Raw genomic sequence first — 26,028 nt, forward strand, 5'->3', positions numbered from 1 at the left:
CCGGTTCGCGTCCCGGTGGGGTTACGGGGGAAGCTGTAACCATGACCTCCGAGACTTCTGCCAGCACCGAGGCTGCCCGCGCCCAGATCGGCGTCACCGGGCTCGCCGTCATGGGTTCCAACATCGCCCGCAACTTCGCCCGCCACGGACACACGGTGGCCCTGCACAATCGCAGCATCGCGAAGACGGACGCGCTCCTGGCCGAGCACGGCGACGACGGCGATTTCGTCCGCACCGAGACCATCGAGGAGTTCGTCGGCGCGCTGCAGAAGCCGCGCCGCGTGCTGATCATGGTCAAGGCCGGCGCCGCGACCGACGCGGTCATCGAGGAACTCGCCGACGCGATGGAGCCCGGTGACATCATCATCGACGGCGGCAACGCGCTGTACACCGACACGATCCGCCGCGAGGCGGCGTTGCGCGAGCGCGGCCTGCACTTCGTCGGCGCCGGCATCTCCGGCGGCGAGGAGGGCGCACTCAACGGCCCGTCGATCATGCCGGGCGGCCCCAAGGAGTCGTACGAGGCGCTCGGTCCGCTGCTCGAGTCCATCTCGGCGCACGTCGACGGCACTCCCTGCTGCACCCACATCGGCCCGGACGGTTCCGGCCACTTCGTGAAGATGGTGCACAACGGCATCGAGTACGCCGACATGCAGCTCATCGGCGAGGCGTACAACCTGTTCCGCGACGCGCTGGGCTTCGACGCCGAGCAGGTCGCCGACGTGTTCACCGAGTGGAACTCCGGCGACCTCGAGAGCTACCTGGTGGAGATCACCGCCGAGGTGCTGCGCCAGAAGGACGCCAAGACCGGCAAGGCGCTGGTCGACGTGATCGTCGACGCCGCCGAGCAGAAGGGCACCGGCCGGTGGACGGTCAAGTCCGCGCTCGACCTCGGGGTGCCGGTCACCGGCATCGCCGAGGCCGTGTTCGCCCGCGCGCTGTCCGGTTCACGTGAGCAGCGCAAGGCCGCGCAGGGCCTGGCGTCCGGCGACCTGGGAGCCAAGCCGACCGACGTCCAGCAGTTCACCGAGGACATCCGGCGCGCGCTGTACGCGTCCAAGATCGTTGCGTACGCGCAGGGCTTCGATCAGATCCGCGCCGGCAGCGAGGAGTACGGCTGGGATCTCACGCCCGGTGACCTCGCCACCATCTGGCGCGGCGGCTGCATCATCCGCGCCCGCTTCCTCAACCGGATCAAGGAGGCGTACGACACCAACCCGGACCTGACGTCGCTGATCGTCGAGCCGTACTTCCGCGAGGCGATCGAGAACGCGATCGACAGCTGGCGTCGGGTCGTCGTCACCGCCACCACGCTCGGCATCCCGGTGCCGGCGTTCGCGTCGTCGCTGTCCTACTACGACGGTCTGCGCGCCGAGCGACTGCCGGCAGCGCTCACCCAGGGTCAGCGCGACTTCTTCGGCGCCCACACCTACGAGCGTGTCGACATGCCGGGCAAGTTCCACACCCTCTGGAGTGGGGACCGCTCCGAGATCGAGGCCTGAGACTCCGACGACGCGACGGGGGCGGACGCTGCGGCGTCCGCCCCCGTCGCGTGTCAGGCGCCGTGCAGGCGCTGGTGGAGCCGGTGAACGTCCTCGACGAGTTCGGGGATCGGCCCCACCACGGTGACGGCCGGCGCCACCTCGCGGATCGGCAACGGACGCACCGGCGCCGGCGGCACCCCCATTTCGTCGAGCCACGACACCAGTTGCGAGGTGGAACTGACGTACACGATGCGCCCGAGGCCCACCCACGCATGCGCCGCCGCGCACATCACGCAGTGCTCCCCCGACGTGTACACGGTGGCGCCCGCGCGCTGCTCCTCGGTCAGGTGCTCGGCCGCCCAGCGCGCCAGCGCGAACTCGGGGTGGCGGGTGCGATCGCCGTCGGCGATGCGGTTGCGGTCCTCGGCGACGGCGGTGCCGTCCGCGGTGGCGAGGACGGAGCCGAACGGCTCGTCCCCCGCCGCGAGCGCCTCGGCGGCGAGTTCGACGCACCGCCGCAGGTGCCCCATCTCGATCTCGGTGACCAGTTGCTCGGTCCGGTGCGATTCCGACACATCTACCTCCACGTTCGGCGAAACCGCGATTGTGCCACCCGCGGTAGCCTGACACATCACCCACGGAAGGCCCACTCGTTCCATGCCCGACCGTCCCACCCCCACGTTCGCGCAGCTCGGTCTGCCGCCGACGTTGGTGCACTCCCTCGGCCGCGAGGGCATCGCGGCGCCGTTCCCGATCCAGGCGGCCGTCATCCCGGACATCCTCGCCGGGCGGGACGTCCTCGGCCGGGGGCCGACCGGGTCGGGTAAGACGCTCGCGTTCGGGCTGCCGCTGCTGGTGCGCCTCAAGGGCGGCGCGAGCCGCCCCGGGCGCCCCCGCGCGATCGTGCTGGCGCCCACCCGCGAACTGGCCGCCCAGATCGAGAAGGCGCTCGACGAACCGGCGCTCGCGCTCGGCCTGCGGACCGCCGCGATCGTCGGTGGTGTCCCGTTCAAGGGCCAGGCCGTCCGGCTCGCCCGGGTCGTCGACATCGTTATCGCGACGCCGGGCCGGTTGGCCGACCATCTGGCGCAGGGCACCATCGTGCTCGACGATGTCCGGATCACCACCGTCGACGAGGCCGACCACATGGCCGAACTCGGCTTCCTGCCGCAGGTCACCGAGATCCTCGACCGCACCCCGGCGTCGGCGCAGCGACTGCTGTTCTCGGCGACGCTCGACGGCGAGGTCGACACCCTCGTCGCGCGCTACCTGAACCACCCGATCACGCACGCGACGGCCGAGGCCGTCGCCGCCGTCGACACGATGGAGCACCACGTGCTGCACGTGCCGCGGGAGATCAAGTACGCCACCGTCGCGCGCATCGCGGCGCGGCCCGGGAAGACGCTGCTGTTCGTCCGCACCAAGGCGGGGGTGGACCGGCTCACCGCCGAGCTGCGCGCCGTCGGGATCGCGGCGGGCGGTCTGCACGGCGACAAGCCACAGGGCCACCGCACCCGCGTCCTCGCCGAATTCACCGACGGAACCGCCCCGGTCCTCGTCGCCACCGACGTCGCGGCGCGCGGCATCCATGTCGACGACGTCTCGCTCGTGGTGCACGTCGACCCGCCGACCGAGCCCAAGGCGTACCTGCACCGGGCTGGACGCACCGCCCGCGCGGGTGAATCCGGGGTGGTGGTGACGCTGGTGACCGAGGACGAACGCGCTGCCGCCGACAAGGTGATGCGGGCGGCGGCCGTCGACGCCGCGACGCTGCCGGTGGGCGGCGAGGACCGGCGCTGGACGGCGGTCACCGGGGCGCGGGAGCCCAGCGGCATCCCCGTGCCCGACCGCGTTCCGGAGCCACCGACACCGGCACCGGCCCGGGCCGAGAAACCGTGGGGCGGGCGCGGCCCGCGGCCGGGAACGCGCCCGCGCGGCGAACAGCGTCGTGGCCGCACCGATTCCGGGCACGGGCGGCGCCGCCGCGGGGCACACTGAGCCGATGTCCGGACTGCCGGTGGCCTCGGTCGCGTGCGCGTTGCTCGCCGCGTTCCTGTTCGCGTGTGCCTCGGTGGCGCAGCAGAGCGCCGCGGCGGCGGTCCCCGAGGACCAGGCACTGATCGCCACGCTGGTGCGCAGTCCCCGGTGGTGGGCCGGGATCGTCGGCGACGGCGGCGGCTACCTGATGCAGGTCGCGGCCCTCGCGCTCGGTTCGGTGCTGGTGGTGCAGCCGCTGATCGTGTCGATGCTGCTGTTCGCGCTGCCGTTGTCGGCGCGGTTCTCCGGGTACCGCCTCACCCGACGATCCTGGACGTCGGCGATCGCGCTCACCGTCGCGCTCGCGGTGTTCCTGGTCGTCGGCGACCCTACCGAGGGCGGCACCGACGCACCCTGGCACGACTGGGCGATCCCGCTCGTCGCGGTCGTGGTGGTCACCGTTGCCGCCACCGCGGCCGGTCTGACTCCGCGGATGACGCCGGGGCGGCGGGCGCTGCTGCTGGGCAGTGCCAGCGGCGCGCTGTACGGCATCGCGGTCGCGTTCACCAAGTACGTGACCGATCTGTTCGAGCACGGGCTGGGGCACGTGCTCGGCGCGTGGCAGACGTACGCGCTCGTCGGCGCCGGCGTCGCCGGGGTCTACCTGCAGCAGCGGGCGTTCCAGGTGGGCCCGCTCGCGGCGTCGCTGCCGGCCATGACGATCGGCGAACCGGTGGTGGCGATCTTCCTCGGCATGACGGTGCTCGACGAACGACTGCGGGTGTCCGGGCCGGCGGTCGCGCTGGTGGTCGGGGCCCTCGTGGTGATGGTCTACACCACCGTGGCACTGTCCCGCGACCAGGCGGCACTGCAACCGCAGTCCGACGCGGTCGGGGAACGCGCGTGACGTGACGCCCCCGCGTGGCGGGCGGACCCAGGTCGGTGGTGCCCCGCCAGTCGCCGACACCCCGTATCCGGCGCTCGCCTGATATCGGGCGCCGCCTCGGCTCCGGCAGTACGCTCGGCGATTGTGGAGTTCCTCGAAGGACAGCGCCCGCCGTACGACCTCACCTACGACGACGTGTTTCTCGTCCCGAACCGGACCGAGGTCGCGTCCCGCTTCGACGTGAACCTGGCGACGTCGGACGGGTCGGGCACGACGATCCCGATCGTGGTCGCGAACATGACCGCCGTCGCCGGACGCCGGATGGCCGAGACCGTCGCCCGCCGCGGCGGGCTCGTCGTCATCCCGCAGGACGTGCCCGCCGACGCCGTCGCCGAGACCGTCGCGTTCGTCAAGAGTCGGCACCTGGTGGCCGACACCCCCATCACCCTCGACCGCGAGGATGCGGTGTCCGACGCGCTGCGGCTGCTCCACAAGCGCGCCCACCGTGCCGCGGTCGTCGTCGAGGACGGCCGTCCGGTCGGCGTGCTCACCGAGGCGTCGTGCACGGATGTCGACCGGTTCACCCGGGTGGGCGCGGTGGCAGTGCGGGACTTCGCGACCGCTCCGGTCACCGCAACGCCGCGCGAGGTGTTCTCGCTGCTCGAGACCCGGCACGACCCCCTGGCCGTCATCGTCGACGACGACGGCCGGCTCGCGGGTGTACTCACCCGCACCGGCGCGATCCGGGCCGGGATCTACACCCCCGCCGTCGACGCGCACGGACGCCTGCGGATCGCCGCGGCCGTCGGGGTCGGCGGGGACGTGGCGGCCAAGGCGAAGGCTCTCGTCGACGCCGGCGCGGACGTCCTGGTGCTCGACACCGCGCACGGCCATCAGCAGCGGATGATCGACGCGGTGCGTGCCGTCGCCGCGCTCGGTCTCGGCGTCCCGCTGGTCGCCGGCAACGTGGTCTCCGCACGCGGCACCCGCGATCTGATCGATGCGGGCGCGAACATCGTCAAGGTCGGTGTGGGGCCCGGCGCGATGTGCACCACCCGCATGATGACCGGTGTCGGACGCCCGCAGTTCTCGGCCGTCGCCGAATGCGCGGCCGCCGCACGCGAACTCGGGGCGCACGTCTGGGCCGACGGCGGCGTCCGGCACCCGCGCGACGTCGCGCTCGCGCTGGCCGCCGGCGCGTCCAACGTGATGGTCGGCTCGTGGTTCGCCGGCACCTACGAGGCACCCGGCGAACTGCGCATCGACCGCGACGGCAACCGGTACAAGGAGAGTTTCGGGATGGCCTCCAAGCGGGCCGTCGCGGCGCGGACCGCGCAGGACACCGCGTTCGACCGGGCCCGCAAGGCGCTGTTCGAGGAGGGCATCTCGAGTTCCCGGATGCGTCTGGATCCGGCGCGCCCCGGGGTCGAGGACCTGCTCGATCACATCTGTTCGGGGGTGCGAAGCACGTGCACGTACGCGGGTGCGCGGACGCTCGACGAGTTGCACGAGAAGGCGGTCCTGGGTGTCCAGTCCGCAGCCGGGTTCGCCGAGGGTCGCCCGCTGCCGTCGGGTTGGTGACCGCGCTCCGGCAGCCCCCATCCGCCGTCCGTTTCGTCCCCTTTTCGGGGTGGCCGGTACAGTGGAGGCTTCTTTTCCGGAAATACGCTCGGCGCCGCTGCCGTTGAAGTCGACGACACGCGCCGCCCGACAGAGAGGACCCCGGTGCCCGAGGCACCCATACACACGCCCCCCGACGCACACGCCGTAGCGACATCGACGGGCCCGGACGCGGAGTCCGAGGGCTCCTCTACCGAGCCGGGCGACAAACCCGGCGGCCCCTCGAGTTTCCTCCCCCTGGGCGGGTGGTGCTGACATGGACGTCGCACTCACCGCCCTGAGCCTGGTCGGCTTCATCGCGCTGACCGCAGGCACCGCCGTCTTCGTGGCGGCCGAATTCTCTCTCACCGCGCTCGAACGCAGCACCGTCGACTCGCACGCCCGGGACGGCGACCGGCGCGCCCGGCAGGTCCAGCACGCGCACCGCACACTCTCGTTCCAGCTGTCCGGCGCCCAGCTCGGTATCACGATCACGACGCTGATCACCGGTTACCTGGCCGAACCCGTCCTGGCCCGGTTCATCACCCCGCTGCTCACCGGTCTCGGCGCGTCCGACTCCACCGCGAGCGGTGTCTCGCTGGCCGCGGCCCTGATCATCGCGACCTCGTTCTCGATGATCTTCGGCGAGCTGGTTCCGAAGAACCTCGCGATCTCCAAGCCCTTGCCGACCGCCCGCGCGACCGCGGGCCTGCAGGCCGGATTCTCGCTGATCTTCAAGTGGGCCATCAACGGTCTCAACGGCACCGCCAACTGGGTGGTCCGACGTCTCGGCATCGAACCGGCCGAGGAACTGCGCTCGGCCCGCTCGCCGCAGGAGCTCGGGTCGCTGGTGAGCACCTCCGCGGCCCGCGGCTCGCTCGACGCCGGGACCGCGCTGCTGGTCAACCGGTCGCTCCGGTTCGGCGAACTCAGTGCCGAGGAACTGATGACCCCGCGTGTGAAGATCGAGTCCCTCGACACCGACGCCACCGTCGTCGATCTCATCGACGCGGCGTCACGCACCGGGTTCTCCCGGTTCCCCGTCGTCGACGGCGACCTGGACAACACCATCGGCGTCGTCCACATCAAGCATGCGTTCACCGTGCCCGCCGGCCGCCGCGCCACCACGTCGCTGGTGTCGCTGGCACAGGCCGTGCCGGTGGTGCCGTCGACGCTCGACGGTGACACGGTCATGGAGCAGGTGCGGGCAGACGGCATGCAGGTCGCGCTCGTCGTCGACGAGTACGGCGGCACCGCCGGCATCGTGACCATGGAGGACCTCATCGAGGAGATCCTCGGCGACGTCCGCGACGAGCACGACGAACCCGAGATCGATGTGCAGCGCGTCGGCTACAGCTGGTCGTGCTCGGGTCTGCTGCGCACCGACGAGATCACCCGCGCCACGGGCTACGTCGCGCCCGAGGGCGAGTACGACACGCTCGGCGGCCTGGTGCTCACCTGCCTGGGCCGGATTCCCGTCGAGGGCGACGAGGTGGCGCTGCCCGACGCGACCGGCCGGCCGCTGGGCCCGGACGGGCGCGGCTGGATCGCGCGGGTGCTGACGATGGACGGACGCCGCATCGACCGGGTGTTGCTGACGCCGGTCCCGGCCATCGGCGCGACCCGGGAGGAGGCCGCCGATGAATGATCTGTTGGGAGTCCTGCTCACGGTCGTCCTGCTGGCGGGCAACGCGTTCTTCGTCGGCGCGGAGTTCGCGCTCATCACCGCGCGCCGCGACCGGCTCGAGGCGCTGCACGCGCAGGGAAAGAAGCGCGCCGCGACGGTCATCGCGGCCGGCGAGCACCTGTCGCTGATGCTGGCCGGCGCCCAGTTGGGCATCACGATCTGCTCGATCCTGCTCGGTAAGGTCGGCGAGCCCGCGATCGCGCACCTCATCGAGCGGCCCATGGAGGCCCTCGGGGCGCCGGAGGCGCTGCTGCACCCGGTCGGGTTCACGATCGCGCTGGCGCTGGTCGCGGTTCTGCACATCCTGCTCGGCGAGATGGTCCCGAAGAACATCGCCATCGCCGGTCCGGAGAAGTCCGCGATGCTTTTGGTCCCCGCCCACCTGATGTTCATCAAGGTGGCGCGCCCGCTGATCGCGTTCTACAACATCAGCGCCAACCGCATCCTCCGGATGCTGCGCGTCGAACCCAAGGACGAACTGAATGCGACGGTGTCCGCGATGGAGCTGTCCGAGATGATCGGCGAGTCCCACACCGAGGGGCTCATCGACGAGGAAGAGCATCGCCGTCTCACGCAGGCCCTCGAGACCGAGGGCCGCACCGTCGCCGACGTCATGATCCGGTCGTCGCAGATGCGCACGGTCCCGTTCGTGGCGGGTGGCACCACGCTCGGTGCCGTGGAGGAAGCGGTCGTGGAGACCGGCTACTCCCGCTACCCGGTCCGGGCCGCCGACGGCGCCCTGGTCGGCTACCTGCACCTCAAGGACGTGCTGGATCTGGTCGCCGACGAGTCGGCGGGCCCGGACACGGTCATCCCGCGTTCGGACATCCGACGGCTGCCGCTGATCTCGGTGACGCTGCAGCTCGACGACGCGCTGGCGGCCCTGCGCCGCGCCGGCGCCCATCTGGGGGCTGTGGTCGATTCGTCCGCCGCGCTGATCGGTATCGTCGCGCTCGAGGATCTGGTCGAGGAGTTCGTCGGCACCGTGCGCGACGGCACGCACCGGATCGACGACGCGATTCCCGGGCAGAAGGCGGTCTGACAGCAGTGAGTTCGGCAGTTCTGCCGGAAGAGGTGTGGACCGCCCGACGGGACCGCCACCGTGAATCGGTGGCGGTCCTCGTCGGGCCGCACCGGCAACGTCAGGCGGCGGGCGTCAAGCATCCGGTGCACGACTTCCTGTTCACGTACTACAGCGTGCGTCCCAGTCAGCTGCGCCGGTGGCATCCCGGGTTCCCGGCGGTGCTCGAGGGCCCGTCCGCGGCGGGGTACCTGCAGTACGCCGGGTACGTCGCGACCGCCGAGGGCGTCACCGTCTCCCCCGACCTCCTGGCGCGGCGCCGCTCGACGGTCGAATTCGTGGCCGCGCTGATGTCGGCGACCGCGGCGCGCCGCCCCCACCTGAGCTGCTTCGGTCTGCACGAGTGGGCCATGGTCTACCGCGGCGGCGAGGACGCCGTCCGGCACGCGCAGGTTCCCCTGCGGCTCGGGCACACCGGCACCGACGAGGTGGTCGAGTCCATGCAACTGCGCTGCACGCACTTCGACGCGTTCCGGTTCTTCACCCCCGACGCCGTCCCGCGCAACGAGACCCCGCTCTCGCGCGAAGATCAGCTGGCGCGCGAGCAGCCGGGTTGTCTGCACGCCGGCATGGATCTGTACAAATGGGCGTCGAAACTGGGTCCGCTGGTGGAGTCCGAGCTCGTCCTCGACTGTTTCCGTCTGGCAACGGACGCGCGGGAGCTCGACATGCGGGCCAGCCCCTACGACCTGTCCGACTACGGCTACGCACCGGTGCCGATCGAGACCCCGCAGGGCCGCGCCGACTACGTGCGCGAACAGATCGCACTGTCGGAGCGGGCCTCGGCGCTGCGGGCGCAACTGCTCGAGCGGTGCCAGGGCCTGCTCGGGGTCGCGAGCAGCCCGTCGTCGCGGTGACGCACCGCGGCGGCGCCGCCGCCCAAACCGCAGCCGAGCCGGGTGCCGCGCGCGACTCGGCGTCCCGCGCGCGCACGGCGCCGACGAGCGCGCGCCGCCGATCACGTAAACCCCGACCGAGGAGTCTCACCATCATGTCCCGCCCTGCCCTGTCGCTGACGGCGGGCGCCTTCCTGCTCGCCGCCCTCGCGCTCTCCGGATGTTCCGGATCCGACACCGCGGCGGCGCCGCAGCCCTCCACCGTGACCGAGGTCGTCACCGAGACCGTGACGGCGCCGGCGGCCACGCAGCCGCAGGTCGACACTCCGGGGGACGGTCCCTGCACGCTGAACCAGGTCGGTGCGCGCGTCATCGTCGTCCAGGGCACGGTCGAGTGCGCCGCCGTCCGCGACGTGTGGTCGGCGGCGGTCGCCGATCCGGCGTTCGCGACCCACGGCAACCGCAACACCATCGTCGTGGGCGACTGGACGTGCCGCGCGCACGAGGTGGCCCCGATCCCCACCGGGTTCTGCGAGGACAGCGGCTACCGGAACAAGTTCAAGGTCGTGCGGTACGGCGAATGAGGCGCAGCGCCGGGTCAGCCGATCCGATGCTCGACGACCGGGGTGCTGAACACGGCGGTCCCCAGTTCGAGGTACAGCGAGCGTTCGGTCACCGAGACCGTGACGGTGTTGCGGCGCTGGATCGCGGCCGCGGCGGCGTCGACGAAGTCCCGATCGAAGCTGTACACCGGAATCGTCTCGGCGCGGTGGATGCGTTTGCCGGCCAGCGCGGCCAGCACCTTGGTGGGGTCGCGATGGGTGTAGACGGCGACCCGGTCGGCCAGCTTCGCGGCGCGGTGCAGCCGGTCGGCGTCGGGTGCCCCGACATCGATCCACGCGGTGAGCCGGCCGGTGAGATCGCGGACCAGGACGGCCGGCTCACCCGCGTCGGACACTCCGCCGTCACTGAACGCGATCCCGTCCTCGTATTCGAGGCAGTACGCGAGCAGCCGGGTGAGCAAGTACTCGGCCGTCTCGGACGGGTGCCGTGCCGCCCGTAGCTCGAGGTCCTGGTAGACGCCGCGATCGACGTCGGCCAGCGCGATCGTGAAGGTGTGCAGGGTTGCGCCGAGTGCCATGGAAGCAGCAGCCTACCCGCCGCGCGGACTCCGCCCGCACCCGGTCACGGCACCCGATACGTCCACTCCGGGTTCGCGAACTTGGTCTCGACCAACTCCCGCGCGGCCGCCAGTTCGGCGTCGGTGTAGCTGCTCTCGCGGGTGTCGTAACGGGCGCGGAAGTGCGCCAGGAAGGCGGCGATGATGTCGGCGCGGGCCATGCCGGTCTGCGACCGCATCGGGTCGACGCGCTTGCCGGAGCTGGTGATGCCCTTGTCGGAGATCTTCTCCCGACCGATGCGGAGCACCTCGGTCATCTTGTCGGCGTCGATGTCGTAGGACATCGTCACGTGGTGCACCACCGCGCCGGCCGCGAACCGCTTCTGCGCGGCGCCGCCGATCTTGCCCTGCTCGGATGCGATGTCGTTGAGCGGCACATAGCGTGCCTTGATCCCGACGTCGGAGAGCGCGCCCATCACCCACTGGTCGAGGAACTCGTACGACCGCTCGAAGCTCAGCCCGTCCACCAGTGACGTGGGCACCACCAGCGAATAGGTGATGCAGTTGCCCGGCTCCATGAACATCGCCCCGCCGCCGGAGATGCGGCGCACGACGCCGATGCCGTGCCGGGCCGCGGCCTCCTCGTCCACCTCGTTGCGCACCGACTGGAACGACCCCAGGACCACCAGCGGCGAATCCCAGTCCCAGAACCGGAGCGTCGGAGGCCGCTCACCGGCGGCGACCTCGCGGGCGATCACCTCGTCGAGCGCGACGTGCATCGCCGGGTCGAGCACCACCGGCCCGATGACGTCGAAGGTGTGGTCGTGCCAGCTGGTCGCGTGGCCGAGTGCGCGGCGGATCGCGATGCCGACCGATTCGGGCGTGAACCCGATCAGCGCGACGTCGCCGCCGATCTTCGCGGAGATGGCCTGGCCCAGCGTCGCGGCGTCGGCGCTCGTGGGCATCCCGGTCACCGCCGCGACGATGTCGCCCAGCGCCTCGTCCGGCTCGAGGAAGAAGTCGCCGGACAACGCCACCCGGGACAGGCGCCCGTCCTCCACCTCGACGTCGACGATCACGAGCTTGCCACCGGGAACCTTGTACTCACCACGCACGACGAGAAGCGTATCGGTGAGAGAGACACGACCGGCGTGCGGGAACCCTGCGCCCCTAGGGTGATGTCGGCGGATCCGCCGCCGAGCGCCGGGACGAAGAGGGTGACGATGACCGAGACGACGACGCAGGAGGCGGCGGTCGAACTGCAGGCGACGATGTTCGACCTCCTGGGCCGGATGGCGGCACTCGAGCGGGACGTGTTCCGGGCCGTCGGCGCCGACGACGCCCAGTTCGCGGCGGCGCACCGCGCCGTCGTCGATTTCGCCGAGTTCACGCTGCGCCCGTGGCACCGGGCCGCGGAGGAGACGCTGTATCCGGCGGCCGCGCCGGTTGTCCGGGCACAGTTGCTGGTCGAAGGCCTGCTCGGTGAGTGGCAGACGGTGGAACAGGCGTACTCGCGGCTGTCGTGTCCGAGCACCGACCGGGCCCGCGTCGCAGCCGACATCAGCGCGCTACGGGTGCTGCTGGTGGTGCTGTTCGGCAAATGCATGGACCTGCTGGTGCCGGCGCTGGCCGAGGACGGTGTCCCGCTCGCCGACGCCGCGACGAAGATGGCCGCGGCCGCCGGAGCGCAGGGATAGCTCGGCCCGCGGCGTCACCCCGCCAGGAAACTGAACCGCACCCGGCGAGTGTGGTTGTCGACGTTGGTGTCGACGAGGCAGACCGACTGCCAGGTGCCGGTGGCCAGGGTCCCGTCGATCACCGGAACCGACACGAACGGCGGGACGAAGGCCGGCAGCACGTGGTCGCGACCGTGGCCTCGGCTGCCGTGCCGGTGCTGCCAGCGGTCGTCGCGGGGAAGCAGTAGGTCGATTGCGGCGAGCAGGTCGTCGTCGCTACCGGAACCGGTCTCGATGACAGCGAGACCGGCGGTGGCGTGCGGCACCCACACGTGCAGTAGTCCGTCGCGGGCGGTGGCGGCGACGAGGAACCGCTCGATGTCCCGGGTCAGGTCGTAGACCGCCGGCGTGTCGCCCGTGCGGACCTCGATCTCGGTGCTGAACATGCCCTCGACAGTAACTCCGACAGCGTGCCGCCACCGGTGCACTGCCGGGACTCCGACGGCGCCACCCTCAGGGGCCGCCGCCGCCACGACCCGCTGTGCGGCCACGGTGACCGGCCAGTAGGATCTGTGCACGATCGGCCAACTCGCCTTTCACGATCGAGTCTGCCTCCGGACGTGCACCGTTCGTCCCCCGCAGTCGGCGCCCACCTCACGCGCCTCAGCTCCAGCAGCTGTATTCGTCGATGCCCCGGCAGCCGTACCGACTGATCTGCTTCGGAACCTACCGCCGGGTAACATTGTTGTCGTCCCGTTCGGTGATTCCGCATGCGCCCAGGTCGCGGCCGTGTCAGGACCACCGCTGGTACCGGAAAAGTGAGGCAGTTCCATGACTGAACGCGTGCAGGTCGGTGGTCTTCAGGTCGCCAAGGTTCTCTACGACTTCGTGAACGACGAGGCGCTTCCGGGCACCGGCGTGAGTCCGGAGGCGTTCTGGGAGGGCGCGAGCAAGGTGTTCGCCGACCTCGCCCCCAAGAACAAGGCGCTGCTCGCCAAGCGGGACGACCTGCAGGCGCAGATCGACGTCTGGCATCGCGAGCGGACCGGCAAGCCGATCGACCCGGCGGAGTATAAGACGTTCCTGCAGGACATCGGGTACCTGCTGCCGGAGCCCGAGCCGTTCCAGGTCGCCACCGAGAACGTCGACACGGAGATCGCCGGCACCGCCGGCCCGCAGCTGGTGGTGCCGGTCCTCAACGCCCGCTTCGCGCTCAACGCGTCCAACGCCCGCTGGGGATCGCTGTACGACGCGCTGTACGGCACCGACGCCATCTCGGAAGAAGGCGGCGCCGAGAAGGGGCAGGGCTACAACAAGGTTCGTGGCGACAAGGTCATCGCGTGGGCCCGCAACTTCCTCGACACCGCGGCGCCGCTGGCCAAGGGTTCGCACGCGGAGGCCACTCGCTACTTCGTCGTCGACGACAAGCTGGCCGTCGAGTTGGGCGGCGAGGTGGTGACCGGGCTCGCGCAGCCGGAGAAGTTCGTCGGCTACCTGGGCGACAAGGATTCGCCGACCTCGGTGCTGCTGCGCAACCACGGTCTGCACGTCGAGATCGAGATCGACCCGAGCTCGCCTATCGGCAAGACCGACGGTGCCGGCGTCAAGGACGTCGTGCTCGAGTCCGCGATCACCACGATCATGGACTTCGAGGACTCCGTGGCCGCGGTCGACGCCGACGACAAGGTCGTCGGCTACCGAAACTGGCTGGGCCTCAACCGCGGTGACCTGTCCGAGTCGTTCGCCAAGGGCGGCAAGACGGTCACCCGCACCCTCAACGGGGACCGCACGTACAGCACCCCGGACGGCGGTGAGCTGTCGCTGCACGGCCGCTCGCTGCTGTTCGTCCGCAACGTCGGCCACCTCATGACCAATCCGGCGATCCTCGACGCCGACGGCAACGAGCTGCCCGAGGGCATCCTCGACGCGCTCGTCACCAGCGCGTGCGCCGTCCACGGTCTGAGCATCGACGACGAGCACGGGCCGCTGAACAACTCCCGCACCGGCTCGATCTACATCGTCAAGCCCAAGCAGCACGGCCCCGAGGAGGTCGCGTTCACCACCGAGCTGTTCGGCCGCGTCGAGGAGGTGCTCGGCCTGCCCGAGAACACCCTCAAGGTCGGCATCATGGACGAGGAGCGCCGCACCACCGTCAACCTGGCCGCCTGCATCAAGGAAGCGGACCAGCGGGTGGTGTTCATCAACACCGGCTTCCTCGACCGCACCGGCGACGAGATCCACACCTCGATGGAGGCCGGCGCGATGGTGCGCAAGGCCGACATGAAGAAGCAGACCTGGATCGCCGCCTACGAGGACTGGAACGTCGACACCGGCCTCGCCACCGGCCTGCAGGGCAAGGCCCAGATCGGTAAGGGCATGTGGGCCATGACCGACCTGATGGCCGACATGCTCGAGCAGAAGATCGGGCATCCCAAGGCCGGCGCCAACACCGCGTGGGTGCCGTCGCCGACGGGTGCGACCCTGCACGCCACCCACTACCACCAGGTGGACGTGTTCGCGGTCCAGGACCAGCTGAAGGGTAAGCCGCGCGCGACGGTCGACGAGATCCTCACGATCCCGCTGGCCCCCAGCACCGACTGGTCCGACGAGGAGAAGCAGCAGGAGCTCGACAACAACTGCCAGTCGATCCTCGGCTACGTCGTCCGCTGGATCAGCCAGGGCGTCGGCTGCTCCAAGGTGCCCGACATCCACGACGTCGCGCTCATGGAGGACCGGGCGACGCTGCGCATCTCGAGCCAGCTGCTGGCCAACTGGCTGCGGCACGGCATCGTCACCGAGGCCGACGTCGTCGCGAGCCTCGAGCGCATGGCTCCGGTCGTCGACCGCCAGAACGAGGGCGACGCCGACTACCGGCCGATGGCCCCGAACTTCGACTCCAACATCGCCTTCCAGGCGGCCAAGGAGCTGATTCTCGAGGGCGGCGCGCAGCCCAGCGGCTACACCGAGCCGATCCTGCATCGCCGCCGTCGCGAGTACAAGGCCGCCAACGCCTGATCGCCACCGCCGCGCTCGGCCCCGACCCCGCCCCGGGTGTCGGGGCCGAGCGCGTTCGAGATGTCCGTATTCGTCACTAGACTGCGTGGGTCGGGGCCGGTCGGGTGCCGGTTCGGCAGGCGGAAGGCAAGGCGGTTTACCAAGTGGGACGGCATCGCAGCGACCGGGCGACCCGCGGCGTGAGCAAGGGACCGATCATCGCGGTGGTGTCCGTGATCATCCTGGTGCTCGGTGTCATCGGCTGGTTCCAGTTGAGGGACCACACCAGCAGTCAGGGCACCGCGGCGGCCGGTGCCTGCGTCGAGGGCGACGCGACGCTCCACGTCGCGGCCGACCCGGACATCGCCGGCCCGATCCGGGACCTCGCCGAGCGCTTCACCGCCACGCACCCGGTGGTGCGCGACCACTGTGTCGCGGTGTCCGTGCAGGACGCCGACTCGGCCGCCGTCACCGATGCGCTGCTCGCCGCGCCCGACGGGCCGTGGAACGCGGACCTCGGCCCCGAGCCGGCGCTGTGGATCCCCGCGACGAGCGGACCCGTCAACCGACTCGCCGACACCGGTGTGGTCGCCGGCCGGCCCAAGTCGGTGGCGTCGAGCCCTGTCGTCCTGGCCGCGCCGCGGGAACTCGCGCTCGCGCTCACCGCCGCGGACACCGGATGGCAGAACCTGCCCGCACTCCAGTCCGGCCGGGACGCGCTGGCACAGATGGGTCTCGGCGGTTGGGGCAATCTGCGTCTGGCGCTGCCCACCGGCCCCGGATCGGGAGCCACCGCGGCCGCGCTGGACGCGATCGCCGCCGCCACCGCGAACGTGGGCGCGGGACCGCTCGACGACGCGCAGGCCGCCTCGCCGCGGGTCACCTCCGCGATCGCCACCCTCGCCGCCGGCAGCAGGGCGATCGAGAACGCGCCCGCCACCACCGCCGACGCGCTCGCGGCGCTGTCGTCGCAGCGCGACCCGCAGAGTGCCCCCGTGCACGCCGTCCCCGCCACCGAGCAGCAGATGATCGCCGCCGGTGACCGCGCTTCGGGGCTCACCGCGTTCGCACCGTCCGGTGCCACACCCGTCGCCGACCACCCGGGCGCGGTCCTCGCCACGCCGTGGGTCGACGAGACCCTGACCCGGGCCGCCGCCCAGTTCGTCGACTTCCTGCGCCAGCCGGAGCAGCAGCAGTCCCTCGTCGAGGCGGGGTTCCGCAGCGGGGACCGGACGCCGTCGGCCACCGACGACATCCCGGTGCCCGACCTCGGTCAGGTACTCGTCCCCGCCACCGGTCCCGCCGCCGCGCGTCTGGCGTCGACGTTCGCGACACCGGCCATGCCCCGGACCACGACGATCCTGCTCGACGTCTCCGGCTCGATGGGTTACGCCGACGGGGCGGGAACCCGGTTGAGCAACACCGTCGACGCCCTGGCCGCGCGCCTCGCGGCCCTGCCGGACCGATCGCATGTGGGCCTGTGGGTGTACAGCCGCGGCCTCGACGGCAGCAAGCCCTACCAGGTGAAGGTGCCGACCGGGCCGCTGACGGACTCCGACCGCCGACAGCGTCTCGAGTCGGCGCTGACGTCCCTGCGTCCCGCCACCGCGACGTCCACGTACGCGTCGCTGATCGCCGCGCACGACAGCGCCGTGGACGGCTTCGTCGACGGCCGCCCGAACTCCGTCCTGCTGATCACCGACGGCCCCAACGACGACACCTCCACCACTGCGCGGCAGCTGACGGACGCGCTCGCCGGCGCGGCGCACCCGGTCCGCGTGGACGTCCTCTCGATCGCCGAGAACAGCGACCAGGTCACCCTGCAGGCGACCGCCGACCGGACCGGCGGCACCCTGGTGGCGGTGCCGTCGACCGCGGCTCCCGACCTCGGCGACGCGCTCGGAAAGCTGCTGGCGTAGCCATGGTGCGGATCGCGGTCTTCGCCGTCTTCCTCGCCCTCGTCAGCTGGTGGGTGCACCGTCGGCTGGTTCGCGTCGTCGGGCTGACGGGACGGCCCGCCCGCGTGATCGACACCGCGCTCGTCGCGTTCTGGGTGCTGGCGTTGATCGGCATCGGCAGCGGCGAGGTGTTCGACCCGGTGTGGGCCCGCATCCCCGCCTTCGTCGGCTGGACGTGGCTGGCTGCGCTGCTGTACCTGGTACTCGGCCTCGTGGTCCTGGCGGCCGGCTCCGGTATCGCCCGGTTGGCCGGTCGCCCGCAACCCACGGACCCGTCACGGCGCCGGGTGTTGCGCGGCGTCACCGCCGCGGTCGCCGTCGCGGCGGTCGGCACGGCCGGTTACGGCGTGGTGGAGGCGCACACCCCACGAATCCAGCGCGTCCGCGTCCCGCTGCGCAGGCTGCCCAGCGAGTTCGCCGGCACGCGGATCGCGCTGGTGACCGACCTGCACGTGGGCCCTTCCCGCGGCGCCGGATTCACCCGCAAGGTCGTGGACCTGGTCAACGCGCAGAAACCCGAGTTGGTGCTGCTCGGGGGCGACCTGGTCGACGGCACCGTCGCGAAGGTGGGTGCCGACCTCGAACCGCTGCGAGATCTGCGCGCCCCGCTCGGCGTGTTCGGGGTGAGCGGCAACCACGAGTTCTACGCCGGGGACGGTGGGCGGTGGCTGGACCTGTGGGACACCCTCGGGGTGCGCGCGCTCCGCAACGAGCGCGTCGAGATCCGACGCGGCGGCGGCGTCATCGACCTGGCCGGCATCCATGACCTCACCTCCCCCGCCCCCTACGAACCCGATCTCCCCGCGGCGCTCGCGGGCCGCGATCCCGAACGGTTCGTGCTGCTGCTCGCGCACGAACCCAAGCAGGCCCTGGAGGCGTCCGAACTGGGCGTGGACCTGCAGCTGTCCGGGCACACCCACGGCGGTCAGCTGTGGCCGCTGGGCTACCTGGTCCCGCTTCAGCAGCCGTCGGTGTCAGGACTCGACCGGATCGGCGACACCGTCCTGTACACGACCCGCGGAGCCGGCGCCTGGGGTCCTCCGGCCCGGGTCGGCGCTCCCCCGGAAATCACGATTCTGGAGCTGGCGAGCCGCCCCAGAGGGTGATCGGTCCCGCGGACACACCACCGGGGCTCGCCCGCAGAGTGCGCAGACGAGCCCCGGGGTGTGCCGGGCGACCGGCCGAACGGATGTGTTCAGATGTCGCCGAAGGCTGCCGCGTAACGGATGACGCCACTGGGCACGGGTTCGGTGTCCAGGCTCAGTACCATCAGCGCGTCGTCGGGGACGGACGTCTTCATGGTGACGCCGTGGGTGCCGGCGCGGGTGAACCCGAAACGCGGGTAGTACTCCGGATGTCCGAGAACGGTGACGAATTGTTCGCCCCTCGCCTTTGCGGCTGCGAGAGCCGCCCGGATCGCGGCCGATCCGACGCCGCTCCCCTGGTACTGCGGCAGCACCGCGCACGGTCCCAGGCACAGCGCCGGAGTCTCATCGATGTGTGCGCGCGTCAGTAGTACATATCCCACGCGAGCGCCGGCAGCGTCGAGAGTGACCAGCGACAATTCGGCGATCCAGGCGGGGCCCCGGCGCAGCGCGTCGACGAGGTCGGCCTCCTCGGCGGTGTCGAACGCGGCGAGGTTGATCTCGCGGATCGCGGCGATATCGCCGCTGGTCTCGGCGCGAGTGATCCAGTCGGTACGAAAATTCATGATTGCGTCTTCCTGTGATGAATGATGTGGAGACCAGCGCACCCGCCGGCGTCAGCGCTGGCGGTCGCGGAATCGATAGGTGGCGCGCAGGTCCCGCGTGATCGCCTTGACGGTCTTGCTGCGTTTACCGCTCTGGCGGGCGTCACCGCGGGTGGCCGCCCACTGGCTTTCCCGCATCAGTTTGCGATACCGATCGAGCCGCCCCAGGTCCAACTCTCCGGCCACGACCGCGTCCTGCACCGCGCACCCGGGCTCGCTGCGGTGTTCGCAGTCCCCGAACGCGCAGTCGCGGGCATAGGCCTCGATCTCGGCGAACACCTGCTCGACCCCGTCGGCGACATCCTGGAGGCCGATTCCCCGCAGGCCCGGAGTATCGATGAGCACGCCACCGGCGGGCAACACCACCAACTCGCGGTGCACGGTGGTGTGGCGTCCCTTGCCGTCGACGGCGCGAACCTCGTTGGTGCCCATGTGTTCCCGTCCCAGCAGCGCGTTGGCCAGACTCGATTTGCCGGCCCCCGACGGACCCAGCAGCACCGCGGTCCCGGTCACCGCCGCGGCCAGTTGCCCGAGGCCCACGCCGGTAGCGGCACTGGTAGCGAGGATGGCGACGCCGGGAGCCAGCGCGGCCACCACGGCCTCGTCGGTACCGGAATGCTCGGCCAGATCGGCCTTGGTCAGCACGATCACCGGCCGGGCGCCGCTGTCGAACGCCAGCGCCAGCAACCGCTCGATCCGGCCCGCCTTGACCGGTGCGGCCAGCGAGACCGCGATGACGACGGTGTCCACATTGGCCGCGAGGACCTGCCGATGGGAGGTGCGGTCCGAGGACGCGCGAGTGATCGCGGTCCGGCGAGGGAGCACCGCCACCACCAGCGGCTGAGATCCCGGCCTTAGCGCGACCCAGTCGCCGGTGCACACCGTGTGCTCACGGTCCGCGCCGCCGTGTGCACTGCTGTCGGCGCGCACCGGTCCCGAGGCGGTGAGGGTGTCACACAGGCCGCGGTCGACCCGCACGACACGAGCCGGTAGGAGCCCGGCGGCAGCGTGTTCGGCGAACATCGCCGCGAACGTCTCGTCCCAGCCGAGCGCGGACAGCTCGTGGGAAGACGACGAAGAATTCCAAGACTGGTGAGGTGAATGCATGATGAGACCCTTGGGTGAAGGAGCCCCGTTCGCACACGAAAACCACTCGGCAGTGCATCCGCGAGCACAGCTCACGGCGACAACCTGCAACGGGAATCGGATCTAGACCGGGGCCCGGGAAATGAGGATGGTCCGGGCGCTGCACACGGCAGCGGTCTTCACCGCAAACATCAACTCACCCCCCCATTCTCTCGCACTCCAGGTCACTCACGGACGACCCAAGTTAGCACGCACCCAACGCCCCCGGCCAGCACATTACGAAGCAGTGGAGACCGCTACGGGCACGGCGCGCGGGCCGCTCTACCCCGCCGGCGACCGCCGTCGTCGTGGCACACATGGCCGCAGGCCATGTTCGGAGTTGACGTGTTGAGCGGAATATCGGAAAATCTTCGGATTCCGTCCGGGACCGACTTCGTTTCAACCGGCGGGGCAGAGCACGCGCTGCGCCTCGTGCCAGAACGGAAACAGCTGCGCACTCGACGCCTCCGGCCGCTCCGCCTGCGCAAGATCGAGATACTCGAGGAAGGTCTGCCCCGGAATGCGGGCGGTGTTGCAGGCCTCGAGGCCCAGCTTTGTCGCCTGTGCCGGCGCCACCCCCCTACCCCACGGCCCGAGGTCGCTGGCGAGAAACGGATCGAGCTGGCCTCCCCACCGGTCGAAGGCGAACTGCAGGTCGTAGTTGCATCCCTCGGGAAACAACTCCGCGCAGGTGACGGTCCGGCCGCCGACAGGGACTGCCCGCTCGTCGAGCGCCCGCTCGGCGGCGGCACTGTTCGACTCCCGCACCGCGCGCGGTATCTCCCACGCGGCCGCGACACCGACCCCCACCAGTGCGACGACGACCGCCACCGCAACGAGAATGCGCGACACGGCCTCCCCCTCCCCCCAAGGTCGCGCAGCGCCGTCACGGCCGCTGCGCGAGCGTCAGTCTGATCGTGTGATGGGACGTGATGAGTCCGCTGTCGTCCCGCCACCCGTCCACCCGTTCGAACACCTGGTCCCGCACGTGCCCCAATTCGTTCTCCGGTATCGACTCCCACAACATGCGCTGACCGTGGGACCGCGTCCACGCATACCACTGCTCGACGTCTTCGAAGCGAAGGACCAGATCGAACTGTGACGAGCGGGCGTCGACCAGTCCGGCGGAGCGCATCAGCCGCTCCACCCCGGCGTCGGACCCGAACGGCCCGTTGGGGTCTCGTGGGTCGACGGTGAAGACCGACCTGTCCCGGTACGGCGCGATGAGATCGCTCAGTTGTTCCCACCGGGGATCCCACGCACCGAACGTCGAGACACCGACCGTCCCGCGCGGAACCAGCAGCGACCGCCACCGGGTCAACGCCGCCGCGGGATCGGGCAGGAAGAAGATCACGAACGACGCGGTGATTACGTCGAACTCCCCGTGCGGCAGTTCGGGATCCATCGCGTCCATGACTCGGACGTCCACGTTCGCGAGGCCGCGCGCTCGCGCGTCGCGCGCCGTGGCGGCAACCATCTTGGGAGCGAAGTCGATCCCCGTGACCTGCCCCTCGGCACCTACTGCGGCGGCAAGCCGGAACAGCGCCGCGCCCCGCCCGCAGCCGATGTCGAGAACCCGCGCGCCGGGCGCCGGCGCTACGGCGTCGACGAGACGTTCGGCGATGGGACCGAAGAACGCGACACCGACGTTGTCGTAACTCTCGACCACCGAATCGAACAGACCGGCGATCCGCTCGGACCGCCCCGTGTCGGGTACCTCGACCATCAATGGATCATCGGCCCGTCGTCGACGGGGGTCAACGTCGATTACGCATCGGCGACCTACCGAGTCGATGACGTCGTGACCGGGGCGCGATCGAAGGTGCGCATACCTCGGAAACGGTCGACCGAAGGCGCCGAAATTCGGGAATTACTAAGTTTCCGTCCGCTGCGGACCTCTGTGCTCGGTAGGGCGACGACGGCCCCGGACGCTGCGGGACAGCGTCCGGGGCCGTTCGGTCGAGCTCAGCTCGTGTAGGCCTCGATCGGCGGGCACGAACACACGAGGTTGCGGTCGCCGTGCGCGCCGTCGATTCGTCGGACGGCGGGCCATACCTTCGGCCGGCCGGTGCCCTGCGGGTACACCGCGACCGCACGCGAGTACGGATGATTCCACTCGGAAACAAGGCACTCGGCGGTGTGCGGTGCGCCGCGCAGCGGGTTGTCGTCGACCGGCCACTCCCCTGCCCCCACCCGGTCGATCTCGTGGCGGATCGCGATCATCGCGTCGCAGAACGCGTCGATCTCGTCGAGGTTCTCGCTTTCGGTCGGTTCCACCATGAGCGTGCCGGCCACCGGGAAGCTCATGGTCGGCGCGTGGAATCCGTAGTCCGCGAGACGCTTCGCGACGTCGTCGACCGTCACCCCCGTCTCCTTGGTGAGCGGACGCAGATCCAGGATGCACTCGTGCGCCACCATGCCGTTCTCGCCCGTGTAGAGCACCGGGAAGTACTCGTCGAGGCGGCGGGCGATGTAGTTGGCCGACGCGATCGCCGTCAGCGATGCCCGCCGCAGCCCCTCGGCGCCCATCATCTTGATGTAGGTCCATGTGATGGGCAGGATCGATGCGCTGCCGTACGGCGCCGCCGAGACCGGTCCCGCGTCGCCGAGTTCGGGGGCCATCGGATGGCCGGGCAGGAACGGGGCAAGGTGTGCGCGCACACCGACCGGGCCGACACCCGGGCCACCGCCGCCGTGCGGAATGCAGAACGTCTTGTGCAGATTCAGGTGGCTCACGTCGCCACCGAAACGGCCCGGCCGTGCAAGGCCCACGAGCGCATTGAGGTTGGCGCCGTCGACGTACACCTGCCCGCCGGCGTCGTGCACGGCAGCACAGATCTCGCCGACCTCTTCCTCGTACACGCCGTGCGTCGAGGGATACGTGATCATGATCGCGGCGAGACGCTCGGCGTGGTCGGCGATCTTGGCGCGTAGGTCGTCGAGGTCGACGTCGCCGTTCTCCCGGCACGCCACCACCTCCACGCGCATACCCGCCATCACCGCGGAGGCGGCGTTGGTGCCGTGCGCACTCGACGGGATCAGGCACGTGTCGCGGTGGTCGTCACCACGGCTGCGGTGATAGTTGCGGATGGCGAGCAGCCCTGCGTACTCGCCCTGACTGCCGGCATTGGGCTGCAGGCTCACCGCGTCGTATCCGGTGATCGCGACCAGCCAGTCCTGCAGATCCGCGATGACCTTCAGCATGCCCGGGACGTCGGTGGTGGGCGCGAAAGGGTGCAGCTTCGAGAAGCCCGGCCAGGTGATGGGCTCCATCTCCGCGGTGGCGTTGAGCTTCATCGTGCACGATCCGAGGGGGATCATGCTGCGGTCGAGCGCGATGTCCTTGTCCGACAGGGCCCGCAGGTAGCGGAGCATCGCCGTCTCGGTGCGGTACTTCGTGAACGCCTCGTGCTGCAGGTACGCGCTGGTGCGGTCACCGAACGGCGCGGGCGCCGGCGTGCTCTCGACCTCGGCCGGCACGCCGAACGCCGCGAGCACGGACGCGACGTGCGCGGCGGTGGTCGCCTCGTCGCACGCGATCCCCACGAGGTCGGCGTCGACGAGACGCAGGTTGACGTCCCAGGCCTTGGCCTGGGCGACGACGTCCGCGGCGCGCCCCGGCACCCGCGCCAGGACGGTGTCGAAGAAGTGCTCGTGCACCACCTCGACACCACCCGCGCGCAGCCCCGCCGCGAGACCGGCGGCGCGGTCGTGCACTCGCCGCGCGATGGCCTTCAGGCCCTCGGCGCCGTGGTAACTGGCGTACATGGCGGCGATCACTGCCAGCAGGACCTGCGCAGTGCAGATGTTGCTGGTCGCCTTCTCCCGCCGGATGTGCTGTTCGCGAGTCTGCAGCGCCAGCCGGTACGCCCGGTTGCCGTCGGCGTCGACCGAGATGCCGACGAGCCGGCCCGGGAGCTGACGGGCGTGCTTGCTGTGGACGGCGAGGTACCCGGCGTGCGGCCCACCGAACCCCATCGGGACGCCGAACCGCTGGGTGGTGCCGAAGCACGCATCGGCCCCGATCTCGCCGGGCGGGGTGATCAGCGTGAGCGCCAGCAGGTCGGCGCCGACGGCGACGAGCGCGCCGCGTTCGTGCGCCGCGGCGATCGTCGCCGCGTGGTCGACGACCCGTCCCGACGCGCCCGGGACCTGCGCGAGGACGCCGAAGAAGTCGCCGTCGGGCAGTCCCGCACCGAGATCCGCCTCGACGATCTCGATCCCCAGCGGCTCGGCCCGGGTCGCCACGATGGCGCGGGTCTGCGGGAACAGGTCGGTGTCGATGACGAAGCGGGGCGACTTGCTGCGCGACGCGCGGCGCAGCAGCGTCATGGCCTCGGCCGCGGCCGTGCCCTCGTCGAGCATCGACGAGTTGGCGATCTCCATCCCGGTCAGGTCGGCGACCATGGTCTGGAAGTTGAGAAGGGCCTCGAGCCGGCCCTGGCTGATCTCCGGCTGGTACGGCGTGTAGGCGGTGTACCAGGCAGGGTTCTCGAGAATGTTGCGCACCAGCACCGGCGGCGTCAGCGTGTCGTAGTAGCCCAGGCCGATCATCGAGGTGGCGCTCGTGTTGGCGGCCGCCAGCGCCGAAAGCTCCGCCAGCGCCTCGTGTTCGGTCAGGGGCGCGTCCAGCGCGTCGAGGCCGGCCGCCACTCCGGCGGGTGCGGGATCGAGAATGCCGGCCGGGACGGCGCGGGCGGCGAGTTCGTCGAGCGACGCGACTCCGACCACGTCGAGGATGCGCGACAGTTCCGCCGCGTCCGGGCCGACATGCCGGTCGGCGAAGGAATGACTACGAGCGTCGATCAAGAGGACTCCCAGGCGGTCCGTCGGGTACAGGAAGCGCTCCACGAATGAAGCGGTCCTCCCCCTCTGTCGCCTGCTCGATCGTTCCGAGCGCCTGAGAGATTCGGCTGCCGACCGCCGTGACGGGCGGACGCGCCTTTCCCCGTGGGCGGGTGGGTACTCCCACCGCTTTCCAGAGGCGTCGGAGCCCGCACGGTCCTCGGTGCCTGAGAGATTGACGGGGAGGTGTTGCTCCTTCGGCGTCCGGTCAGCATCGAGATGCATGCCCGGAACTCTCCCGTACGACGGCGACGCTCCGACAGTCTATGCCACCCCGGGTGACCGGGACGACAAGGCGAAACCGATCAGCCGGTCTTGCGGTCGCCGCGGTTCTTGCGACGCGAGGCCAGCTCGTCCTCGGGCCGCTCGGTGATCTCGCCGCCGTCGGCCCGCTCGGCCGGGAAGTCGGCGATGGTCCCGGTGAGTTCGCGCATCGCGCCGCTCACCGCGATCCCGAACACGCCCTGGCCACCCTGCAGCAGGTCGACGACCTCTTCCGCGGAGGTGCACTCGTAGACGGTGGTGCCGTCGGAGAAGAGGGTGATCCGGGCCAGGTCCCGCACTCCCCGACTGCGCAGGTGATCGACGGCCACCCGGATGTTCTGCAGCGAGATGCCGGTGTCGAGCAGACGCTTGACGATCTTGAGGACCAGGATGTCCTTGAAGGAGTACAGGCGCTGGCTGCCCGATCCGGCCGCGCCGCGGATCGACGGGACCACCAGGTCGGTGCGCGCCCAGTAGTCGAGCTGGCGGTACGTGATGCCCGCGATCTGGCACGCGCTCGGCACCCGGTATCCGACGAGTTCGTCCGGTACGGAGTCGTCAGGGAACAAGCCGGGCTGCACGTCCTCGTCGGCGATCGACGCCGCACCGGCCGCGTCGCCGGCACGGTTCCACTGGTGTTCCTGCGGCCGATCTCCCACGGACTACTCCCTCTCGCGTGTTCGGCGGCAAACGGCGGACGGGAAGTTCGTCGACTCCCCCGGGTCCTGCTGGTTGCACGCTCGTGA

22 protein-coding genes and 1 riboswitch are annotated in these 26,028 nt (G+C 70.7%); of the genes, 12 read left to right on the forward strand and 10 right to left on the reverse strand.

The window, feature by feature from the left end; translation table 11 throughout:
* The first annotated feature begins 41 nt into the window (after window positions 1–41).
* Entirely contained in the window at window positions 42–1,502 is a 1,461-nt protein-coding gene (gndA, locus tag E7742_RS08150; protein WP_137798493.1) for an NADP-dependent phosphogluconate dehydrogenase, read from the forward strand.
* 53 nt (window positions 1,503–1,555) lie between these two features.
* On the opposite strand, the gene E7742_RS08155 is transcribed toward gndA, so the two are convergent.
* Window positions 1,556–2,032 (reverse strand): nucleoside deaminase, encoded by a 477-nt coding sequence (locus tag E7742_RS08155; RefSeq protein WP_137801098.1) that lies wholly within the window; start codon window positions 2,030–2,032, stop codon window positions 1,556–1,558.
* A gap of 109 nt (window positions 2,033–2,141) precedes the next feature.
* Between E7742_RS08155 and E7742_RS08160 the strand changes: the two genes are divergently transcribed.
* The 7 genes from E7742_RS08160 (at window position 2,142) to E7742_RS08190 (ending at window position 10,134) form a co-directional block, all read left to right on the forward strand.
* Window positions 2,142–3,482 (forward strand): DEAD/DEAH box helicase, encoded by a 1,341-nt coding sequence (locus E7742_RS08160; protein WP_137798494.1) that lies wholly within the window; start codon window positions 2,142–2,144, stop codon window positions 3,480–3,482.
* Window positions 3,483–3,486: 4 nt separating this feature from the next.
* On the forward strand, window positions 3,487–4,368 hold the full coding sequence (locus E7742_RS08165; RefSeq protein WP_137798495.1) for a DMT family transporter: 882 nt from the start codon (window positions 3,487–3,489) through the stop codon (window positions 4,366–4,368).
* Window positions 4,369–4,491: 123 nt separating this feature from the next.
* Window positions 4,492–5,928, forward strand: coding sequence for a GuaB1 family IMP dehydrogenase-related protein (locus E7742_RS08170; RefSeq protein ID WP_137798496.1), 1,437 nt, complete (start codon window positions 4,492–4,494; stop codon window positions 5,926–5,928).
* Window positions 5,929–6,223: 295 nt separating this feature from the next.
* Window positions 6,224–7,594: a hemolysin family protein gene (locus E7742_RS08175; protein ID WP_137798497.1), complete on the forward strand. Its 1,371-nt coding sequence runs from the start codon at window positions 6,224–6,226 to the stop codon at window positions 7,592–7,594.
* Complete coding sequence (locus E7742_RS08180) at window positions 7,587–8,675, forward strand: hemolysin family protein (protein WP_137798498.1); 1,089 nt, start codon at window positions 7,587–7,589, stop codon at window positions 8,673–8,675. Before E7742_RS08175 ends, E7742_RS08180 begins: the two co-directional genes overlap by 8 nt.
* Window positions 8,676–8,680: 5 nt before the next feature.
* Window positions 8,681–9,571 (forward strand): 3-methyladenine DNA glycosylase, encoded by an 891-nt coding sequence (locus tag E7742_RS08185; protein WP_137798499.1) that lies wholly within the window; start codon window positions 8,681–8,683, stop codon window positions 9,569–9,571.
* Between the two features lie 134 nt (window positions 9,572–9,705).
* Window positions 9,706–10,134, forward strand: a complete 429-nt coding sequence (locus E7742_RS08190) for a hypothetical protein (protein WP_137798500.1) — start codon at window positions 9,706–9,708, stop codon at window positions 10,132–10,134.
* A gap of 14 nt (window positions 10,135–10,148) precedes the next feature.
* Here the strand turns inward: E7742_RS08190 and E7742_RS08195 are convergent, their stop codons facing one another.
* Both E7742_RS08195 and E7742_RS08200 read right to left on the reverse strand, forming a co-directional pair.
* Entirely contained in the window at window positions 10,149–10,691 is a 543-nt protein-coding gene (locus E7742_RS08195) for a YaeQ family protein (protein WP_137798501.1), read from the reverse strand.
* Between the two features lie 44 nt (window positions 10,692–10,735).
* Window positions 10,736–11,785, reverse strand: coding sequence for a lipoate--protein ligase family protein (locus E7742_RS08200; RefSeq protein ID WP_137798502.1), 1,050 nt, complete (start codon window positions 11,783–11,785; stop codon window positions 10,736–10,738).
* 108 nt (window positions 11,786–11,893) lie between these two features.
* Between E7742_RS08200 and E7742_RS08205 the strand changes: the two genes are divergently transcribed.
* Window positions 11,894–12,367, forward strand: coding sequence for a hypothetical protein (locus E7742_RS08205; protein WP_137798503.1), 474 nt, complete (start codon window positions 11,894–11,896; stop codon window positions 12,365–12,367).
* A gap of 14 nt (window positions 12,368–12,381) precedes the next feature.
* Here the strand turns inward: E7742_RS08205 and E7742_RS08210 are convergent, their stop codons facing one another.
* Window positions 12,382–12,792 (reverse strand): YjbQ family protein, encoded by a 411-nt coding sequence (locus E7742_RS08210; RefSeq protein WP_137798504.1) that lies wholly within the window; start codon window positions 12,790–12,792, stop codon window positions 12,382–12,384.
* 385 nt (window positions 12,793–13,177) lie between these two features.
* Here E7742_RS08210 and E7742_RS08215 point away from each other — a divergent pair, with 385 nt between their 5' ends.
* The 3 genes from E7742_RS08215 (at window position 13,178) to E7742_RS08225 (ending at window position 18,404) form a co-directional block, all read left to right on the forward strand.
* Window positions 13,178–15,361 carry a malate synthase G gene (locus tag E7742_RS08215; protein ID WP_137798505.1) on the forward strand — a complete coding sequence of 728 codons (2,184 nt, stop codon included), beginning with the start codon at window positions 13,178–13,180 and terminating at the stop codon, window positions 15,359–15,361.
* Window positions 15,362–15,540: 179 nt separating this feature from the next.
* The gene (locus tag E7742_RS08220; protein WP_254699204.1) at window positions 15,541–17,259 is read left to right on the forward strand and encodes a substrate-binding domain-containing protein; all 1,719 of its coding nucleotides are present in this window, start codon (window positions 15,541–15,543) and stop codon (window positions 17,257–17,259) included.
* A 2-nt stretch (window positions 17,260–17,261) separates the two neighbouring features.
* Entirely contained in the window at window positions 17,262–18,404 is a 1,143-nt protein-coding gene (locus E7742_RS08225) for a metallophosphoesterase (RefSeq protein ID WP_137798507.1), read from the forward strand.
* Window positions 18,405–18,493: 89 nt separating this feature from the next.
* Here the strand turns inward: E7742_RS08225 and E7742_RS08230 are convergent, their stop codons facing one another.
* The 6 genes from E7742_RS08230 to E7742_RS08255 all read right to left on the reverse strand — a co-directional run bounded on the left by E7742_RS08230 (window position 18,494) and on the right by E7742_RS08255 (window position 25,941).
* On the reverse strand, window positions 18,494–19,009 hold the full coding sequence (locus tag E7742_RS08230) for a GNAT family N-acetyltransferase (protein ID WP_137798508.1): 516 nt from the start codon (window positions 19,007–19,009) through the stop codon (window positions 18,494–18,496).
* Between the two features lie 51 nt (window positions 19,010–19,060).
* Entirely contained in the window at window positions 19,061–20,155 is a 1,095-nt protein-coding gene (rsgA, locus tag E7742_RS08235) for a ribosome small subunit-dependent GTPase A (RefSeq protein WP_137798509.1), read from the reverse strand.
* A gap of 417 nt (window positions 20,156–20,572) precedes the next feature.
* Entirely contained in the window at window positions 20,573–21,004 is a 432-nt protein-coding gene (locus E7742_RS08240) for a hypothetical protein (protein WP_254699205.1), read from the reverse strand.
* Between the two features lie 55 nt (window positions 21,005–21,059).
* Entirely contained in the window at window positions 21,060–21,899 is an 840-nt protein-coding gene (locus E7742_RS08245; protein WP_137798511.1) for a class I SAM-dependent methyltransferase, read from the reverse strand.
* Between the two features lie 239 nt (window positions 21,900–22,138).
* On the reverse strand, window positions 22,139–24,982 hold the full coding sequence (gene gcvP / locus E7742_RS08250; RefSeq protein ID WP_137801099.1) for an aminomethyl-transferring glycine dehydrogenase: 2,844 nt from the start codon (window positions 24,980–24,982) through the stop codon (window positions 22,139–22,141).
* A 180-nt stretch (window positions 24,983–25,162) separates the two neighbouring features.
* Window positions 25,163–25,269, reverse strand: a riboswitch (glycine riboswitch).
* A gap of 54 nt (window positions 25,270–25,323) precedes the next feature.
* The gene (locus E7742_RS08255) at window positions 25,324–25,941 is read right to left on the reverse strand and encodes a MerR family transcriptional regulator (RefSeq protein WP_137798512.1); all 618 of its coding nucleotides are present in this window, start codon (window positions 25,939–25,941) and stop codon (window positions 25,324–25,326) included.
* Window positions 25,942–26,028: the final 87 nt, after the last annotated feature.

This window comes from Rhodococcus sp. SGAir0479 (genome assembly GCF_005484805.1).
Taxonomy (GTDB): domain Bacteria; phylum Actinomycetota; class Actinomycetes; order Mycobacteriales; family Mycobacteriaceae; genus Prescottella.

What these genes read in the sequence shown, in the direction of transcription:
- gndA (WP_137798493.1), top strand. Translation starts at nt 42, where the DNA reads ATGACCTCCGAGACTTCTGCCAGCACCGAGGCTGCCCGCGCCCAGATC.
- E7742_RS08160 (WP_137798494.1), top strand. Translation starts at nt 2,142, where the DNA reads ATGCCCGACCGTCCCACCCCCACGTTCGCGCAGCTCGGTCTGCCGCCG.
- E7742_RS08165 (WP_137798495.1), top strand. Translation starts at nt 3,487, where the DNA reads ATGTCCGGACTGCCGGTGGCCTCGGTCGCGTGCGCGTTGCTCGCCGCG.
- E7742_RS08175 (WP_137798497.1), top strand. Translation starts at nt 6,224, where the DNA reads ATGGACGTCGCACTCACCGCCCTGAGCCTGGTCGGCTTCATCGCGCTG.
- E7742_RS08180 (WP_137798498.1), top strand. Translation starts at nt 7,587, where the DNA reads ATGAATGATCTGTTGGGAGTCCTGCTCACGGTCGTCCTGCTGGCGGGC.
- E7742_RS08190 (WP_137798500.1), top strand. Translation starts at nt 9,706, where the DNA reads ATGTCCCGCCCTGCCCTGTCGCTGACGGCGGGCGCCTTCCTGCTCGCC.
- E7742_RS08195 (WP_137798501.1), bottom strand. Translation starts at nt 10,691, where the DNA reads ATGGCACTCGGCGCAACCCTGCACACCTTCACGATCGCGCTGGCCGAC.
- E7742_RS08205 (WP_137798503.1), top strand. Translation starts at nt 11,894, where the DNA reads ATGACCGAGACGACGACGCAGGAGGCGGCGGTCGAACTGCAGGCGACG.
- E7742_RS08210 (WP_137798504.1), bottom strand. Translation starts at nt 12,792, where the DNA reads ATGTTCAGCACCGAGATCGAGGTCCGCACGGGCGACACGCCGGCGGTC.
- E7742_RS08215 (WP_137798505.1), top strand. Translation starts at nt 13,178, where the DNA reads ATGACTGAACGCGTGCAGGTCGGTGGTCTTCAGGTCGCCAAGGTTCTC.
- E7742_RS08225 (WP_137798507.1), top strand. Translation starts at nt 17,262, where the DNA reads ATGGTGCGGATCGCGGTCTTCGCCGTCTTCCTCGCCCTCGTCAGCTGG.
- E7742_RS08230 (WP_137798508.1), bottom strand. Translation starts at nt 19,009, where the DNA reads ATGAATTTTCGTACCGACTGGATCACTCGCGCCGAGACCAGCGGCGAT.
- rsgA (WP_137798509.1), bottom strand. Translation starts at nt 20,155, where the DNA reads ATGCATTCACCTCACCAGTCTTGGAATTCTTCGTCGTCTTCCCACGAG.
- E7742_RS08245 (WP_137798511.1), bottom strand. Translation starts at nt 21,899, where the DNA reads ATGGTCGAGGTACCCGACACGGGGCGGTCCGAGCGGATCGCCGGTCTG.